Genomic DNA, 15,911 nt, shown 5'->3' with positions numbered 1-15,911 from the left:
CAACATGCCCAACCCTAAGGTGGAAGCCATTCAGTAATGGAGGCTTCTCACCATGTCAAATGCCATCAAGCTCGATTTCTCTGAAAAGTACGACGAGCAGCATGCCCAGCAATACCTGCATAAACACCGTGACGGCTTGAGTCGGCGCCTTTCCCATCAGCGTGACGAGCAACTGGCCCGGCGGGCATTGGCGCTTGCGGGGGATCCTGGCCTGGTGCTGGATTTGCCATGTGGTGCCGGGCGTTTCTGGCCCTTGCTGGCGGAAAAACCTAATCGGGTCATCATCGGTGCGGACAATTCCGAGGCGATGCTCATGACGGCATTGAAGGCCCAGCCGACCGATGTCGTAAAACGGGTACGACCTTTGCACACATCTGCGTTCGACATTGCCTTGCCTGATAACGCCGTCGACAGCATTTTTTGCATGCGTTTGTTGCACCACATCGGTGAAGCCGCGCACCGACTGGCGATCCTGCGGGAATTCCAGCGTGTCAGTCGAGACAGCGTGATCGTTTCATTGTGGGTCGATGGCAATTTCAAGGCCTGGAAGCGCAAGCGCCTGGAACGTTCACGTGGGCAGAAAGACTACCAGAACAGATTTGTGTTACCGGCCGCTACAGTCGAGGAAGAATTCCGACAGACTGGGTTCCGTATTCAAGAACGATTGGATTTCCTACCGCTCTATGCCATGTGGCGAGTTTATGTATTACGCAAGAGGTAACAGCATGGTTGCGCAGGCGCAAGAGGTACCGACGGTTCACCTTGGCAATTTCGATCACTTCTGGAACCAGCAGGGGGAGTGGGTCGAAGCACCCAATGTGCGCCGTGGCGGTGAAAGCGGTGTGCAGCGGATCCACAATGATGATGGCAATCTACTGTACGCCAAGCGTCAGATCGGTCATGTGTACCGCAGCTTTTTCCATCCGTTTGGTCGGCCGACCGTACTGCGCGAGCAGGACGCGCTGCTGGCTCTGACTCGGCTGGACGTTGGCGTCCCCCAGATCATCTTTTGCGGCGCCCAGCGCGATCCGGTCCATAAATGGCGTGCACTGTTGGTGACCCATGCGTTGGATGGCTTCGTGGAGTTGGAACAGTGGTATGCCGCAGGCGAACGCGAGCGTCATGGCGAAGCGCTGCATGAGCGTATCCTCCAGGCATTGGCTGAGAACCTGGCTCGCATGCACAAAGGTCGCTGGCAACACGGCTGCCTCTATATGAAGCATGTGTTTGTGCGGGTCAGCGGCGAGGGCGAGTTTGCCAAGGCCGAGGTGGCCCTGTTGGACCTGGAGAAGTGCCGCCAGCGACTGACTGCCCGAAGTGCCGCCTCCCATGACTTGAAGCAGCTGCGTCGCCATTCGTCGTTCAGCGAGTCTGACTGGAGAAAACTCGTCTACTTTTATGAGGCGGCGTTTGGCAGCGCTATCAAAGGCTTATGACGATGAAATTGGAAATTGCTAGAGGTGTGTTCCTGGTGGGAGCCCTGGCAGTGACATCGATGGCGGTGGCTGTCTGGGAACAGCCTCGTTCGCAGATCCTCAATGCCTCCCACACCGATGCACATTGCCCATTGCCGCGGGTGGCCAAGGCCAGTGAGGCGGTCAGGCCGGATCAGGACCTGTTGCTGTTCATGTTCGGTCTTTCCCAAGGCATGAGGCCACAGAGTTGAATTTCACGAAACCAGAATGAAAAGGCCTCGCTTGTACGAGGCCTTTTCATTTCATGCAGTCTTGTCCGGCTTGGCCAGCAGCGTGTAGATGCAGGGCAGTACGAACAGGGTGAACAGGGTGCCGATGGACATGCCGGTGGCAATCACCATGCCGATGTCGAAGCGGCTGACCGCCCCGGCACCCGTGGCCAGGATCAGCGGTACCATGCCAAACACCATCGCCGCGGTGGTCATCAGTACTGGCCGCAAGCGAATCGAGGCGGCCTGCTCCACGGCTTCCCTTGGTGCCAGCCCCTGTTCCTTGCGCAACTGGTTGGCAAACTCGACGATCAGGATCCCGTGCTTGCTGATCAGGCCGATCAGCGTCACCAACCCTACCTGGGTATAGATGTTCATGCTCGACCAGCCGAGGAACAGCGGAATCAGTGCTCCGCAAATGGACAGCGGCACTGTCACCAGGATGACCAGTGGATCCCGGAAACTCTCGAACTGGGCGGCCAGTACCAGGAAGATGATTGCCAGGGCCAGGGCAAAGGTGACCCACAGTGCGCTGCCTTCCTGGACGAACTGACGCGATGCGCCTGCATAGTCGAAGGCGAACCCCGTTGGCGCTTCTTCCTGGGCGATCTGGCGAACCGTCTCGATCGCCTCGCCCATGCTGACGATGGGAAAACCTGAAATCGTGACTGCGTTGAGCTGCTGGAACTGGTTCAACTGCCGCGGTCGAGCCCGATCACTGACCTTGATCAGCGTGGACAGGGGGAGCGATTCGCCCTGGGCATTCTTGACGTAATAGTTGTTCAGCCAGTCCGGGTTGTCCCGGTAGGGGCGTTCTACCTGGGCGATGACCTTGTAGCTGCGCCCTTCGATGGTAAAGCGGTTGATTTCCGATTCCCCCAGCAGCGTGGCGAGGGTGCCGCCAAGGTCCTGCATCGATACGCCCATCTGGGCGGCCTTGGCGCGATCGATGTCCACGACGACCTCGGGTTTGTCGAAGGCCAGGTCGATGTCCATGAAGGCGAACTTGCCGGACTCCAGCGCGCGTTTCTTGACCCGCTCGGCAATCTCCAGCAGCGTCGCGTAGTCTTTCGGCGCGTTGATGACGAATGCAAAGGGCAGCCCCTCGCCAGTGCCCGGCAGGGAAGGCAGGTTGAAGCCGAAGATCTGCAGGCCCGGTATCGTCTCCAGTCGTTCCTGGACTTCAGGCAGGATTTCCATCTGGGTGCGGTCGCGTTCGTTCCAGGGCTTGAGGAGGAAACCACCGATACCGGATTGGACGCCGTTGTAGCCATTGATCTGGAACGAGGAGTAGTACTCCGGGAATTCCTTGAAGATCGTGAGGAAGTGGTCGGTGTAGGCGTTCAGGTAATCGAGGTTGGTGTGCTGTGGCGCGCTGGCCATCATGAAGATGATGCCCTGGTCTTCATCGGGGGCCAGCTCGGATTTGGTGAACATGACCAGCACCGGAATCAGCAGCAATACGATCACCGCGAATACCAGCACCGCCGGCCGGGTATTGAGGGTGCCGTGGAGCATGCGCTGGTAGCGGCTTTTCAGGCGTTCGAACATGCCATCCAGGCGATGAGCCAGGCCCGAAGGGTTTTCGTCGCGCCGCAGCAGCATGGCGCACATCATCGGCGACAAGGTCAGGGCAACGATGCCGGATATCACCACGGCACCGGCCAGGGTCAGGGCGAACTCCTTGAACAAGGCGCCTGTCAGGCCTTCCAGCAGGCCGATCGGCGCATACACCGCTGCCAGGGTGATGGTCATCGAGACCACCGGCATGGCAATTTCCCGGGCGCCTTCCAGCGCAGCGTCGAACGGGCTCTTGCCTTCCTCGATATGCCGGTGGATGTTCTCCACCACGACGATGGCATCGTCCACCACCAGGCCGATGGCCAGCACCATGGCGAGCAGCGTCAGCAGGTTCATCGAGTAGCCCATCAACTGCATGAAGAACATCACGCCGATCATCGACAGCGGGATGGTCACTACCGGGATGACGACCGAACGCAGCGCACCGAGGAAGAGAAAGACCACGACGATGACGATCAGCACGGCTTCGAAGAGGGTCTTCACCACTTCATCGATGGAAGCCTGGATGAACAGCGTCGCGTCATAGGCGATCTCGGCCTTCAGGTTCGACGGCAGCTGGGCTTCCAGTTCCGGCATGACCCGGCGTACTTCCTTGATCACGTCCAGCGGGTTGGCGCCGGGGGTGGCCTTGATGCCGATGTAAACGGAGGGGGTGCCCCCGAAGGAGCTGATGGTGTCGTAGTTTTCCGCGCCCATCTCCACCCGCGCCACGTCCCGTAGCAGCACGCGGCTGTCACCCTCGGTCTTGAGCGGAATCGCGGCGAAGGCTTCCGCGGTCTTGAGCTCGGTATTGGCGTTGATGCTGGTGACGACGTATTCGCCTTTCACTTCGCCGGCGGCCGAGAGGAAGTTGTACTGGCGCACGGCAGCTGTCACGTCGGCGGCGGTCAGGCCGAAGCCGGCGAGCTTGACCGGGTCCAGCCACAGGCGCATGGCGAAGACCTGGTTGCCGAGGATTTCCGCTTCAGCCATGCCAGGGAGGGTGGCCAGCTTGGGCTGGACCACCCGCGACAGGTAGTCGGTGATCTGCGGGTTGCTCAGTTCCTGGCTGTAGAAACTGATGTACATCAGCGCCGAGGCATCGGCCGCCTCACGGCTGAGCACCGGGTCTTCCGCGTCCTGGGGCAGCTCGTTCTTGACTTCGTTGGCCTTGGCCAGCAGCTCGGTGAACAGCCGGTCGTTGTTGGTGCCGATGCGGGCATAGACCGAGATCACCGAGAAGTTCTGGCGGCTGACCGAGGTCATGTAGTCGATGCCCTCGGCGCTGGCCAGGCTCTGTTGCATCGGCTGGGTGATATAGCCCTGGATGGTCTCGGCGTTTGCCCCCGGATAGGCGGTGGTCACCGTGATCAGGGCGTTTTCCATTTGCGGGTATTGCCGCAGGGGCAACTTGCTCCAGGCCTGGAAGCCCAGCAGAACGATCAACAGGCTGACCACGGTGGCGAGCACCGGGCGGCGGATGAACGGATCGGTAAAAGCCATGGGGATTCCTTGATCAGTCCGCGCGTGGCGGGCTGTTCTGTTCGGTCAGGGTCTTGTCATCGCTGATGGCGACGGGGGTGCCGTTATCGAGCTTGATCTGGCCGGCGATCACGACCTGTTCACCGCTTTGCACGCCCTTGGAGACCAGCACCTGACCGTCACGGCGCTCACCGGTCTCGACGAAACGCCGTTCGGCGATCAGCACTGGCTGGCCCTTGTCATCCTTTTCAGTGCTGCCGTCGGCGGCTTTCTTCTGCGTCACCACGTACATGGAGTTGCCATAGAGGGTGTAGGTCACGGCACTTTCCGGTACGACGATGCCGGCAGCCATCTCCGGCAGGATCACCTGGAGGCTGGCGAACATGCCGGGCAGCAGCTTGCCGTCGGGGTTGGCCAGGGTGGCGCGCACCAGTACGTTGCGAGTGCTGTCCTCGACCTTGGGGTTGATGGCGCTGATGGTGCCGACGAAGGTCTGGCCCGGATAGGCCGACACGTTCACGTTGACCGGTTGGGCAATGGCAAGCCTGGGCACCGTCTGTTCGGGCACATAGAAATCCACGTAGAGGCTGCTGAGGTCTTGCAGGGTGGCGATTACCGTACCGCTGGCCAGGTAGTCGCCGACATCCACCTGGCGAATGCCGATGGTGCCGCTGAACGGCGCGACGATCTGTTTCTTGGCCAGCGAAGCCTTCAGTTGGTTGACCGTGGCCTGGTTCTTCTTGAGTTGCGCCCCGAGCCGGTCGAATTCGCCCTTGGAGATCGCCTGGCTGCCTACCAGCTGCCGGCCGCGGCCGAAGTCCAGCTGCGACAGGCCAAGGTCCGCCTGGGCGGTTTCCAGCAGGGCGGTTTCGACATCACTGTCCAGTTGCAGCAGGGGCTGGCCGGCCTTGACCTTTTGTCCCGACTGGAAGAGCACCTTCTGCACGGTCCCGGCGATCTCCAGGCTCAGGTCCACGCCTTGCAGTGCCTTGAGGCTGCCAACGGTGGGCAGTCGCGCCTGCCAGGGTTGTTCGGCGGCGGTGGCCACTGCCACGCTGATGGGCGGTTTCGGTGCAGAAAACATCTGGATCTGCTGGTAAACGGAGAAGGCCTTGTAGCCAGCCAGCAACAGCACCACCAGCAGGACAACACCCAACATGATCAGCATGCGGCGTCGCAGCATGTTCCACTTCCTTGGAAAAGCCTAAAAGAAATACAGTCAGGCGGGCACCTTACTCCGAGTGTGCGGGGGATTCCAGATGTTGTCGGGGGGCTGTCGCGTAGGATTATTCCTGAAATTTCAAGGGGCTCGGTCCAGGCGGCTTCGCCCCTTCGATCACACCAGGTGCAAATGGTTGTCCCAGAGCCCCGCTGGCAGGTCCAGCGGTTTTGCAACCAGTTGTGGCTGGCGGCAATCGTAATAGCGGCATCGGCCTTGACCCGAGGTCACGACGAAACCGTCGGCCACCGCACCCACGCCGGCGCAGTCTGGAAGAGGCGCGTCCAGGCGCACTTCGCCGCTGTCCAGGTCCCAGATGAAAAAGCGATTGCCCCGCGGCGCCGTCAGGGCCACCAGGCGCAGCTCGCTGTGCACGGCGACACTGGCGGTGTAGTGCCCCATCGCCTGCAACTGGTGGTCGGCCACCGGGAACGCCTTGAATGGCTGGCCCGGGCGCTTGATTGCCAGCAGCTCTGAGGATTCGTGAGGATCGCCCATGAACTGCTGGCCGGACACGATGGTGCCATCGCTGGCTATGCCCAGGTGGCGCACGCTGTTCATCGGTTGGGCGAGGGTTTCCTTGCTCAGCAGCGTGCCATCGCGCCGCATCAGGACCAGGCTCGGCTCCATGGCGTCGAGGTTCATCTCTACCCGGCTCTCGGCCTCGGTGCGGATGCCGCCATTGGCCACCACCAGGGTCTCGCCGTCGGGCAGCCACGACACCTGGTGCGGGCCGATGCCATGGGTGGAAATCTCGCCGCTGTGCACCAGGCGCTCGCCGTCGAAACGGTACATGCCCAGCAGGCCGCGTCCCGGATCGCTGGTGTCGTTCTCGGTGGCGTACAGCCATTCGCCGCTGCCATGGATCACCGCGTGACCATAGAAATGTCGGTTCGGCAACGAAGCGATCGTCTGCAGCAAGGCTCCGTCGCGCAGGTCGATCAGATAGCTTTCGGTGCCCGGACGCCGGGCGACGAACAGGGCGATGGGCCGTGTCGGATGGTTGACGATGTCATGGCAGCGTTGCCCGACCCGGGTGGCGAATACTTGCGTGCCATCCAGTCGGTAGCCGACGGCATAGTGCTTGCCGTCACCATCGTCTCGTGCCGACAGCAGTAGCGGACTCTTGTCCTTTTGCTTGAACAGCGTCCAGCCGCCCAGGGTAACGGCACCGAGCAGCAAGCTGCCCAGCGCCAGAGCCTGACGTCGAAACATGATCAGTCACCGTCGTTGGCGTTGAAGCCCAGTTGGATGCCCAGCGCCTTGGCCAGTTCACCTTCGTGCAGGCGATGGACGACATTGAGGCTGTCGTACAGATCGTTGAGTTGCTGGCGACCGGCGTCGTCGCCGAGCATTTCGGTCAGCGAACGCTGGCTGCTGGCGAACAGTTTCAGCGAAGCGTCATAGGCGGCGTCGATCTTGTCGGCCAGCGGTTTCTGGTCGCTTGGCAGCAAGCCGCGCAGGCCTTTGTTATCCACGCCTTCCCAGACGGTCCGGGCAGCACTCAGGCTGGCCTCCAGGCCTTGCAACGAGGATTGGCTGCGCCAGGCATCGGCCTGGAAAGGTTGTGGGACGCCCTTGCTCTGACGGCCCATCGGGGTGCCGAGTTTTTTCTTCAGGGTGTCCAGGGCGGTGACCTGGACACGCAGCAGGTCGGCAATGGCCTCATGGGAGTCGGCGTAGCGCTGGTTGGGGAACTTGCTCATCTGGGCGAGCATGCCGTCGTTGGTGTTCCAGCGCGACAGGATCTCTTCGGCGAGTTGTTTCTGGCGTTCGCCAATGGCCATCAGCAGCGGGCAATACTTGGCTTTCTGCGCGCTGTCGGCCATGTCGATCCGGGCGTCGAACAGCAGGTATTCGTAGGCCGACAGGCCCTGGACCACGACGCTGGACTTGGCCAGGCCGGCAGCGTCGATCTGCGGCTGGCTGTTGACCAGTTGCTCGACCTGACGGCCTACCAGGTTCTTCTTGTCCGGCCAGAACTGCACCTGCCAGGCGCGGTTGCCCTCGGCCAACGGGCCGATCAGCAGCGGCTGGAGTTCGGCCCAGGCCTTTTGTGCCTTGAGGAAATCGGCGCGAGCGGTCTCCAGGTTTTCCTTGCCCTGGCAGAACGCCAGGGCGCTGGCTGCCAGTTGTCGGTCGGCATCGACCCAGCGGCTGTAGGTCGGCAGGATCACTTGCTTGGCGATAGCCGCCGAGGTGACCGCCTGTGGATCCTGTGGCGAGCAGGCACCGAGGGCGAGGGCGGCGAGGCTGGTGAACAACAGCTTGGGACGGAACATTGTCGGGCTCCCGTTTTTCGGAAAATGCGTTTAAAGAGAATTCAGGAACGCCAGCAACGCGGCGCGCTGCTCGGCATTGAACGCCAGGACCTGGCGCTGCGCCGCTTGTGCTTCGCCGCCATGCCAAAGCACGGCTTCGAGCAGGTTGCGGGCGCGACCGTCGTGCAAGAACTGGGTGTGGCCGTTGACAGTTTCGGTCAGGCCGATGCCCCACAGCGGCGCAGTGCGCCAGTCACGGCCACTGGCCTTGAATTCGCTGCGGTTGTCGGCCAGCCCTTCGCCCATGTCGTGCAGCAGCAGGTCGGTGTAGGGCCGGATGACCTGGTTTGCCAGCTCCGGTTCGGCGGCGTTGGCCGAGGTGGTGTACTGCGGTGTGTGACACGATTGGCAGCCGGCCTGGAAAAACAGGTTCTTGCCGGCCAGCACCTGGGGCGAGTCGACATCGCGACGGGCTGGCACGGCGAGGTTGCGGCTATAGAACAGCACCAGCCGCAGGATGTTGTCGCTGACTTCCGGCTCGCCGTCCGGGCCATTGCCACTGGGAGCGCGTTTGCAATCGACCTGGGCCTGGGTGCAATCGTCGAACGGGCGCAGGCTTGTCGTCAGGCCCATATCGCCGGAAAAGGCATGAACGTTCTGTTGGTTCAGGTTGGGCTGGCCGGCCTTCCAGCCGAAGCGCCCCATGACGGTTTTGTGCTGGGCATCGTCCCAGACCTGGTTCGGTCGCCCGGCGATGCCGTTGCTTTCCCGCGCCTGGGCCTCGGCATTCGCCAGGATCGCAGCGTCGGGAATGGCCTCCAGCAGCCCCAGGCCGATCATCGGTGGAGCGACGCGGGCGGAAAAGCGCGTGTCGGGATGCATCGGTCCATAACCGAGCTGGGTGATCCGCAACTCAGGCTTGCGCAACTCCACGACGGTGCCATCTTCGAAGCGCACAGGAACGGCGGAGTAATCGACCCGTACCTTGCCTTCCGGGACGACACCTGGCACGGACATGTCCTGCAGTTGCCCGCCGTAGACGGGCTCGGGCACCACACCCAGTTGTTCGATGACCTTGGCGTAGGGCGGTGCGTCGGGTATCGACAGGCGAACCAGCATCGATACCGCACTGGTCGCGCCGGGTTCCGGCGGATGGCCGCGACCATCCTTGATGTGGCAGTTCTGGCAGGCGTTGGTGTTGAACAATGGCCCAAGACCATCCCGGGCAGTGGTGGTGGACGGCGCGATCACCCAGGGGCTGCGGAAGAAACTGTTGCCGACACTGAAATCCACGCGCCGCGAGGGTGGCAGGTTGGCCGAAGGCAGCGAGAAGGCATTCTGATCGGCCTTGCGTACCGTCGCCGTGCCACCGGATCGGGCTTCACCCGGTTCGGCCTGGGTAAAGCGCGGGGCGTCGTCGCAGGCACTCAGGCCCAAGGCCATGAACAGTGCACATAAACGAAGAGGCAACGACAGCATCGGGCGACCTGGGAGATAGGTGAAAAGAGGGCGCAAAGTCTAACAGGGCGGGGCGGTTTGAATAAGAGGAATTATCGTTTGCTCTGATGGCGAACAGCCTCGCCCGACGAGAGCACACTGCGCGGCCACGGATTCGCTGGAATCCTTGCCAGGTCACGGTTGGACAACCGCGCCCGGCACCAACGGCAATTCAAGGCTGGCGATGAACCCGCCCTCGGGGTGATTGGCCAGCACCAGCGCACCACCATGGCGTTCGGCGGCGCGGCGGGCGATGGCAAGGCCCAGGCCATGGCCGGCGGCGGTCTGGCCCGGCGCGCGGTAGAACGGCTCGCCCAATTGCCCCAGGTGTTCGGCTTCCACCCCTGGGCCATGGTCACGCACGCTGATCAGGATCCGCTCCCCTTGGCGCACCGCGCGCATCTCGATCGGTTGCCCGGGCGGGTTGAAGCGCTGGGCGTTGCGCAGCAGGTTGTCCACGGCCCGTTCGATCATGGTCGGCCAGCCCTTGAGGGTCAGGTTCGGCTCAATGTCCAGTTGGACCGTTTGTTCCGGTGAGGCCAGTTGCGCGTCCTTTTGCAGGGCAACCAGCAGGCCGTCGAGGTCTACCTCTTCGGCGCTGGCGTTATCGGCATCGACCCGGGCCAATACCAGGATTTCGCTGATCAGCGCTTCCAGGCGGTCGCATTCGCGTGTCAGGCGCGGCCACAGGTTTTCCCGCTCCTGGGGAGCCGCCCGCTCGGCCAGAGCCAGCGCAATGCGCAGCCGGGCCAGGGGCGAGCGCAGCTCGTGAGAGACATCCCGCAGCAATTGGCGCTGACTGCCGATCAGGCTTTGCAAGCGTGCGCCCATGCGGTTGAAGTCTGTCGCCAGTACCCCGAATTCGTCCCGGCGATTGGCCAGTTTGGCGAGACTGTTCTGCTGATAGGTCGTCTGCCCCAGGTCATGCACGGCACCGCGCAGGCGACTCAACGGGCGAGTGATGGAAAGGGTCACCAGCAGGCTGAACAAGGTCAGCACCACCAGCGCGATTCCCAGGGCGCTCAGCGGCCACAGCAGGCTGCCGCGATGCCAGGCATCCAGCTCGGGGTGGGGGATGCGATAGATGAACAGATACGTGTCGCCGGTCTTGCTGCTGGTGAACTCATCGGTCAGTCGCCGCCAGGGCAGGCGGCGGTCATCGTTGTTCTGACGTGCCTCGAAGGCCGCGGCGCGATGTGGAAAGGTGCCCCGCACCACGGGGTCGCCGCTTTCGTTGAGTACCTGAACGTCGATATGGTACTGACGCTTGCGTTGTTGCAGGATGCCTTGGGCGGCGTCTTCGCCCTGGCTTTCGTAGGTTTGCGTCCATTCTTCGGCCAGGGTGTTGAGGCCCGGATGACGGCTCAGTATCCAGGCGTCCTGGTTCAGCATGTGGCCCATGAGAATCGAAAGCCCTGCCACCAGGGTAATCGCCAGCCAGAAACTGGCCAGGATGCGCCAGAACAATGAACGCACGGTAAATCCTCGAAAACAAAGAAAGCCCAACGGTCATCAACCGTTGGGCCGGGATGCATCAGCGCATTATTGCGCTTTTTGTGGCTGTTGCGCTTTCCAGGCCTTGAACTCAGCCCATTCGGCGCGACGCTCGGCCTGTTTCTTCTGGATCGCGTCGAACTCTTTCTGCTGTTCAGGTTTGAGCAGGCCGCGGATCTGGGCATCGACTTTCTCGTGGCGAGCCTTCACTTCATCCTGCATGGCCTTCTGGTCGGCCGGCGATAGCTTCGCCAGGTACTTCTCGACCAGCTCCCGGCGTTCGTGGCGCTGTTCGCCCATGATCCGACGGATCTGCTGGCGCTGTTCGGGGGTCAGGTCCAGTTGGCTGTACGGACCTTTGTCGTGCATCTGGCCGTGACGCGGGCCGTCCATCGGGCCCATCGGCCCCATCGGACCGGCGCCTTCCGGCATGGCCATGGCGACGGTAGGCAGGGCGGTTGCGAACATCAGAGCGATGAGAGTCTTGCGCATGGTGTATCTCCTTGTCTCGTTCCCGGTCAGTTCCGGATGAGTGCAGATTACGCAGATCAAGGTCAGCGGCGGTCAGCGCAGGGTAAAGCTTGGGTAAAGAGGTCCTGGTGACGGGCTTACAAAACGGTCGAAGCGCAAGCTGTGACAAGCAGATGATTGCGGCGAGGGGATTTATCCCCGTCGGGCCGCGTAGCGGCCCCCCTGTGTTTATCCGATACATCGCAAGGCAGGCACGCCTTGGGAGCGCTTCGCCCCCCACCAGGGATAAAACGCCCTCCCCACAAAGGCATCATGGCCTCGGTCCAGGCAAGGAATCGGTGCAGTGTTCAGAGGCTGTAGTAATAGCCCCGACTGCGCAGGGCAACGATGCGCGGCCGGCCGTCAGGGTGGGGACCGATCTTCTTGCGCAGGTTGCTCACGTGCATGTCGAGGCTGCGGTCGTACAGGGTCAGCTTGCGGCCCAGGGCAATCTGCGCCAGTTCCTGTTTGTCCAGCGGCTCGCCCGGCTGCTTGAGCAGCGCTTCGAGCAGGCGGCTTTCGGATACGGTAAGCGTCTGTTCCTGTTCATCGATGCTGACCACGCCCCGTACCGGACTGAACGTCAGGTCACCCAGTTCGATCTGGCTGGATACGGCGGTGGGGTGGCTGCGGCGCAGCACTGCGCGCAGGCGGGCGGTCAGTTCCCGCGGATCGCAGGGTTTGGCCAGGTAATCGTCAGCGCCCAGCTCCAGGCCGAGGATACGGTCCAGGGGTTCGCCACGGGCCGAAAGCATCAGCACCGGCAGCTCGGGATGATCACTGCGCAATTGCTTGAGCAGTTCCAGTCCGCTGCCGTCGGGCAGCATCACATCCAGTACCACCGCCGCCGGTGCGGTTTCGGCCAGGGCCTTGCGGGCACTCTGACCGTCATGGCAGGCCCGTACCAGGAAACCCTCCTGGCCCAGCCAACTGCCCAGAAGCTCGCACAGCTCCTGGTCATCATCAATCAGTAACAGCTCGCTCATGAATCACTCAATTTAGCCATTGCCGACGTTGTCTACGTCCACCGCTGGCAAAGATACCGCAGAGTACGGCCAATAGCGCTACCCCGGCGCCGATGACGAACCACTGCTGCTGGTCGGTCAGCAGGCGTGGCAGCGGGCTGGCCTGGGCTTCCTTGAGTTGCAGCTTCAGGCGCTGGTTCTCCTGGCGCAAGCGGCTCACCAGGGCGCTTTCACGTTCGTTGTTGGCGTTCTGCAATTGTTGGGTAAGCTCTTCGCGTACTCGCTCGCTGTCCTTCAAGCGTTGCTGCAGTTCGGTGAGCTGGCCGCCTGCGCTCAGGGACAGGGGCGTCGAGTGACTGCCCTCGGTGTGTTCTTCCCCGTGGGCGGGTGTCCCGATCGCCAACGTGATCCATAACAGGCACAACGGACCTTTGCGCATTGCCACTCCTGAATTCCAGTCGAGATTAGACAGAATAGGCTTTGTACGAAAAGTCGCCGAGCGCGTGATCAGGCAAGCCCGTTATCAACGCAGCCAGATCGTCGCGAAGGCACTTTTTGTACAAAGCCCAAGCCTGGGCAGGTTGTCGGCAGGCAAACGAGAATAATGAGCAATTGAGCGCAATGAGCCACCAGGCTCACTGCGCGAAGGGTCACGGCATGACTTGCTTGAACGGCTTGACCACGACATTGGCGTAGACGCCGGCGGTCACGAACGGATCGGCTTCGGCCCAGGCCTGGGCATCGGCCAGGGAAGGGAACTCGGCCACGATCAGGCTACCGGTGAAGCCGGCGGCGCCCGGGTCGTTGCTGTCCACCGCCGGGTGCGGGCCGGCCAGCACGACACGACCTTCGGCCTTGAGCTGTTGCAGGCGTTCCAGGTGCTCAGGGCGGGCGGCCAGGCGTTTTTCCAGGGAATTGGCGACGTCGGTGGCAATGATTGCGTAGAGCATGTCAGTCCTCGGTTTTTGGCGTGGTGGGGTCGGCATCGTGCAGATGGCGGGACAGGTAGATACCTTGGCCGACCAGGAACAACAGCGTCATGCCCAGGCTGCCGAATACCTTGAAGTCGACCCAGTATTGCTGGAACGTGAACGCAACGAACAGGTTGGCCGCGCCGCAGAACAGGAAAAAGGCGATCCAGGCGATGTTGAGCCGGGTCCAGATCAGGTCCGGCAGGTTCACGGCGTGGCCCATGATGCGCTTGACCAGCAGGCGATCACCGATGAAATGGCTGCCGATGAAGGCCAGGGCGAACAGCCAGTTGACCACCGGTGCTTTCCACTTGAGGAAGGTTTCGCTGTGGAAGGCCAGGGTCAGGCTGCCGAAAACCAGGCAGGCGATCAGGGTCAGCCACTGGCTTTTTTCCAGTTTGCGCTGGGACACGAACAGCGCTCCATAGACCACCACGGAGCTGATGATCAGTACCGCGGTGGCGCTGTAGATGCCGCCTACGGTCAATGACTGACCGGCAATGTCGATGGCCCGGGGATCAAGTTTGTAGACGATGAAGAACAGCAGGAGCGGGATGAAGTCGATGAATTGTTTCACAATGGCAGCCAGAAGCAGGATGTGGCGGCATAATAACAAACATCCTTGGCCGCGATAGGGCCAGCTGATTCGAGGTAACACACCCCCGTGAATGTTGATTTGCACTGCCATAGCACGGCCTCCGATGGCGCCCTGGCGCCTGCGGTTCTGGTGGCGCGGGCGTTCGAGCACGGCGTGCGAGTCCTGGCCCTGACCGATCACGACACCCTCGAGGGCCTCGAAGAGGCCCGTGGCGCGGCGACGGCCCTGGGCATGCAACTGATCAACGGCGTCGAATTGTCCTGCACATGGGGTGGGGCGACCATTCACGTGCTGGGCTATGGTTTCGATGTCGACGCACCGTCGCTGGTCCGTGCCATCGCGCAATTGCGCGACGGCCGCTGGCTGCGTGCCGAAGAGATCGGCCGCAAGCTGGCCCTCAAGGGCATGCCTGGCGCCCTGGAGGGCGCGCGGCAGATCCAGCAGGAGCTGGGGGACAGCGGCAACGCACCGGCCCGGCCGCACTTCGCCGACTGGATGGTGCGCGAGGGGTTCGTCAAGGACCGCGCCGACGCCTTCCGCAAATGGCTGGGGGCCGGCAAGCTGGGGGACGTCAAGCAACATTGGCCGACGCTGGAGGAAACCGTCGAAACCCTGCGGGCCGCCGGTGCCTGGGTCAGCCTGGCGCATCCCTGGCATTATGATTTCACCCGTAGCAAACGCCGCCGCCTGATAGCCGACTATATTCAAGCAGGGGGCCATGCCATCGAGGTGGTCAATGGCCACCAGCCGGCCGAACAGGTCGGCAGCCTGGCGATCCTGGCCCGGGAGTTCGGGCTGTTGGTGACCGCCGGCAGTGATTTCCATGGCCCGGGGGGCTGGTCCGAGATAGGCGAGTACCGCCCGCTACCCGAAGATCTGCCACCGCTTTGGTGTAGATTCAAACATGATCCCGTCGCCGTCTGAACAGGTAGAACACGTGAGTCAATTTTTCCAGATTCATCCGGAAAACCCGCAAGCGCGCCTGATCAAGCAGGCGGTGGAAATCATTCGTAGCGGTGGCGTGGTGGTCTATCCCACCGACTCTTCCTACGCCATCGGCTGCCAGATTGGCGACAAGAACGCCGTGGAGCGGGTCAGACGCCTGCGCCAATTGGACGACAAGCACAATTTCGCGTTGATCTGCAGCGATCTGTCGCAGCTGGGCCTGTTCGCCAAGATCGATACCGGTACCTTCCGCCTGCTCAAGGCCCATTTGCCGGGGCCTTACACCTTTATCCTCAACGCCACCCGTGAAGTACCGCGGCTGTTGTTGCACCCGAAGAAACGCACCATCGGCCTACGCGTGCCGAGCCATCCCATTGCCCTGGCCTTGCTGGCGGAACTGGGCGAGCCGCTGATGAGCGTGACGCTGATCATGCCCGGCGAGACCGAGCCGATGACCGATCCCTATGAAATTCGCCAGGTGCTCGAACATCAGGTGGACCTGATCATCGACGGCGGTTTCGGCGGCATGAAGGCCTCTACCGTGATCAACCTGGCCGACGGCGAGCCGCAAGTGGTGCGCGTGGGCTGCGGCGACCCGACGCCGTTCATGGTCGGGGCCTGAATGTCGGCTGTGGAGACCGTGGTGGACACGACCGACAGCCAGGCAGGCGCCCAGCAGGAGCTGCCGTTCGCCATGGTCTATGGCCAGGCGGTCATGGAAATGC

General features: G+C 62.2%; 16 protein-coding genes. 5 read left to right on the top strand and 11 right to left on the bottom strand.

What is annotated here, in order from left to right; all coding sequences use genetic code 11:
* Window positions 1–52 precede the first annotated feature (52 nt).
* From BLP99_RS11925 to BLP99_RS11915, 3 genes are read left to right on the top strand one after another with little or no spacing between them, the layout of a single operon-like run.
* The gene (locus BLP99_RS11925) at window positions 53–721 is read left to right on the top strand and encodes a class I SAM-dependent methyltransferase (protein ID WP_072394980.1); all 669 of its coding nucleotides are present in this window, start codon (window positions 53–55) and stop codon (window positions 719–721) included.
* 4 nt (window positions 722–725) lie between these two features.
* Window positions 726–1,436, top strand: a complete 711-nt coding sequence (locus BLP99_RS11920; RefSeq protein ID WP_072432008.1) for a lipopolysaccharide kinase InaA family protein — start codon at window positions 726–728, stop codon at window positions 1,434–1,436.
* Window positions 1,437–1,438: 2 nt separating this feature from the next.
* The gene (locus BLP99_RS11915; RefSeq protein ID WP_072394976.1) at window positions 1,439–1,666 is read left to right on the top strand and encodes a hypothetical protein; all 228 of its coding nucleotides are present in this window, start codon (window positions 1,439–1,441) and stop codon (window positions 1,664–1,666) included.
* Between the two features lie 51 nt (window positions 1,667–1,717).
* Here the strand turns inward: BLP99_RS11915 and BLP99_RS11910 are convergent, their stop codons facing one another.
* From BLP99_RS11910 to BLP99_RS11860, 11 genes are all read right to left on the bottom strand, one after another.
* Window positions 1,718–4,747, bottom strand: coding sequence for a multidrug efflux RND transporter permease subunit (locus BLP99_RS11910; RefSeq protein ID WP_072394974.1), 3,030 nt, complete (start codon window positions 4,745–4,747; stop codon window positions 1,718–1,720).
* Window positions 4,748–4,760: 13 nt separating this feature from the next.
* On the bottom strand, window positions 4,761–5,909 hold the full coding sequence (locus BLP99_RS11905; RefSeq protein WP_072394972.1) for an efflux RND transporter periplasmic adaptor subunit: 1,149 nt from the start codon (window positions 5,907–5,909) through the stop codon (window positions 4,761–4,763).
* Window positions 5,910–6,062: 153 nt separating this feature from the next.
* On the bottom strand, window positions 6,063–7,160 hold the full coding sequence (locus BLP99_RS11900) for a DUF1513 domain-containing protein (RefSeq protein WP_072394970.1): 1,098 nt from the start codon (window positions 7,158–7,160) through the stop codon (window positions 6,063–6,065).
* Window positions 7,161–7,162: 2 nt separating this feature from the next.
* On the bottom strand, window positions 7,163–8,227 hold the full coding sequence (locus BLP99_RS11895; protein ID WP_072432009.1) for an imelysin family protein: 1,065 nt from the start codon (window positions 8,225–8,227) through the stop codon (window positions 7,163–7,165).
* A gap of 30 nt (window positions 8,228–8,257) precedes the next feature.
* Window positions 8,258–9,685: a di-heme oxidoreductase family protein gene (locus tag BLP99_RS11890; protein WP_092180373.1), complete on the bottom strand. Its 1,428-nt coding sequence runs from the start codon at window positions 9,683–9,685 to the stop codon at window positions 8,258–8,260.
* Window positions 9,686–9,838: 153 nt separating this feature from the next.
* Window positions 9,839–11,179 carry a sensor histidine kinase gene (locus tag BLP99_RS11885; protein ID WP_072394967.1) on the bottom strand — a complete coding sequence of 447 codons (1,341 nt, stop codon included), beginning with the start codon at window positions 11,177–11,179 and terminating at the stop codon, window positions 9,839–9,841.
* A 66-nt stretch (window positions 11,180–11,245) separates the two neighbouring features.
* The gene (locus BLP99_RS11880) at window positions 11,246–11,689 is read right to left on the bottom strand and encodes a Spy/CpxP family protein refolding chaperone (RefSeq protein WP_072458727.1); all 444 of its coding nucleotides are present in this window, start codon (window positions 11,687–11,689) and stop codon (window positions 11,246–11,248) included.
* 326 nt (window positions 11,690–12,015) lie between these two features.
* Window positions 12,016–12,693, bottom strand: coding sequence for a response regulator transcription factor (locus BLP99_RS11875; RefSeq protein WP_072394964.1), 678 nt, complete (start codon window positions 12,691–12,693; stop codon window positions 12,016–12,018).
* Between the two features lie 7 nt (window positions 12,694–12,700).
* Window positions 12,701–13,111 carry an SH3 domain-containing protein gene (locus BLP99_RS11870; protein ID WP_076406408.1) on the bottom strand — a complete coding sequence of 137 codons (411 nt, stop codon included), beginning with the start codon at window positions 13,109–13,111 and terminating at the stop codon, window positions 12,701–12,703.
* 211 nt (window positions 13,112–13,322) lie between these two features.
* Complete coding sequence (locus tag BLP99_RS11865) at window positions 13,323–13,622, bottom strand: YciI family protein (protein ID WP_072394959.1); 300 nt, start codon at window positions 13,620–13,622, stop codon at window positions 13,323–13,325.
* 1 nt (window position 13,623) lies between these two features.
* Window positions 13,624–14,220, bottom strand: coding sequence for a septation protein A (locus tag BLP99_RS11860; RefSeq protein ID WP_072394957.1), 597 nt, complete (start codon window positions 14,218–14,220; stop codon window positions 13,624–13,626).
* Between the two features lie 87 nt (window positions 14,221–14,307).
* On the opposite strand from BLP99_RS11860, the gene BLP99_RS11855 reads away from it, so the two are divergent.
* Both BLP99_RS11855 and BLP99_RS11850 read left to right on the top strand, forming a co-directional pair.
* The gene (locus BLP99_RS11855) at window positions 14,308–15,165 is read left to right on the top strand and encodes a PHP domain-containing protein (protein ID WP_072394955.1); all 858 of its coding nucleotides are present in this window, start codon (window positions 14,308–14,310) and stop codon (window positions 15,163–15,165) included.
* A 13-nt stretch (window positions 15,166–15,178) separates the two neighbouring features.
* Entirely contained in the window at window positions 15,179–15,808 is a 630-nt protein-coding gene (locus BLP99_RS11850; protein WP_092180437.1) for an L-threonylcarbamoyladenylate synthase, read from the top strand.
* The last annotated feature ends 103 nt before the right edge of the window (window positions 15,809–15,911 follow it).

Origin of the sequence: Pseudomonas sp. NFACC32-1 (assembly GCF_900101215.1) — a bacterium.
In the GTDB taxonomy this organism is placed as follows: Bacteria; Pseudomonadota; Gammaproteobacteria; order Pseudomonadales; family Pseudomonadaceae; genus Aquipseudomonas.
The sequence above is the reverse complement of the archived record's forward strand: the minus strand, read 5'-3'. Positions and strand labels throughout refer to the sequence as shown.

Coding starts and splice junctions, on each gene's coding strand:
- BLP99_RS11890 (WP_092180373.1), bottom strand. CDS start 9,685: ATGCTGTCGTTGCCTCTTCGTTTATGTGCACTGTTCATGGCCTTGGGC.
- BLP99_RS11900 (WP_072394970.1), bottom strand. CDS start 7,160: ATGTTTCGACGTCAGGCTCTGGCGCTGGGCAGCTTGCTGCTCGGTGCC.
- BLP99_RS11925 (WP_072394980.1), top strand. CDS start 53: ATGTCAAATGCCATCAAGCTCGATTTCTCTGAAAAGTACGACGAGCAG.
- BLP99_RS11915 (WP_072394976.1), top strand. CDS start 1,439: ATGAAATTGGAAATTGCTAGAGGTGTGTTCCTGGTGGGAGCCCTGGCA.
- BLP99_RS11865 (WP_072394959.1), bottom strand. CDS start 13,622: ATGCTCTACGCAATCATTGCCACCGACGTCGCCAATTCCCTGGAAAAA.
- BLP99_RS11910 (WP_072394974.1), bottom strand. CDS start 4,747: ATGGCTTTTACCGATCCGTTCATCCGCCGCCCGGTGCTCGCCACCGTG.
- BLP99_RS11920 (WP_072432008.1), top strand. CDS start 726: ATGGTTGCGCAGGCGCAAGAGGTACCGACGGTTCACCTTGGCAATTTC.
- BLP99_RS11905 (WP_072394972.1), bottom strand. CDS start 5,909: ATGCTGCGACGCCGCATGCTGATCATGTTGGGTGTTGTCCTGCTGGTG.
- BLP99_RS11895 (WP_072432009.1), bottom strand. CDS start 8,227: ATGTTCCGTCCCAAGCTGTTGTTCACCAGCCTCGCCGCCCTCGCCCTC.
- BLP99_RS11875 (WP_072394964.1), bottom strand. CDS start 12,693: ATGAGCGAGCTGTTACTGATTGATGATGACCAGGAGCTGTGCGAGCTT.
- BLP99_RS11870 (WP_076406408.1), bottom strand. CDS start 13,111: ATGCGCAAAGGTCCGTTGTGCCTGTTATGGATCACGTTGGCGATCGGG.
- BLP99_RS11880 (WP_072458727.1), bottom strand. CDS start 11,689: ATGCGCAAGACTCTCATCGCTCTGATGTTCGCAACCGCCCTGCCTACC.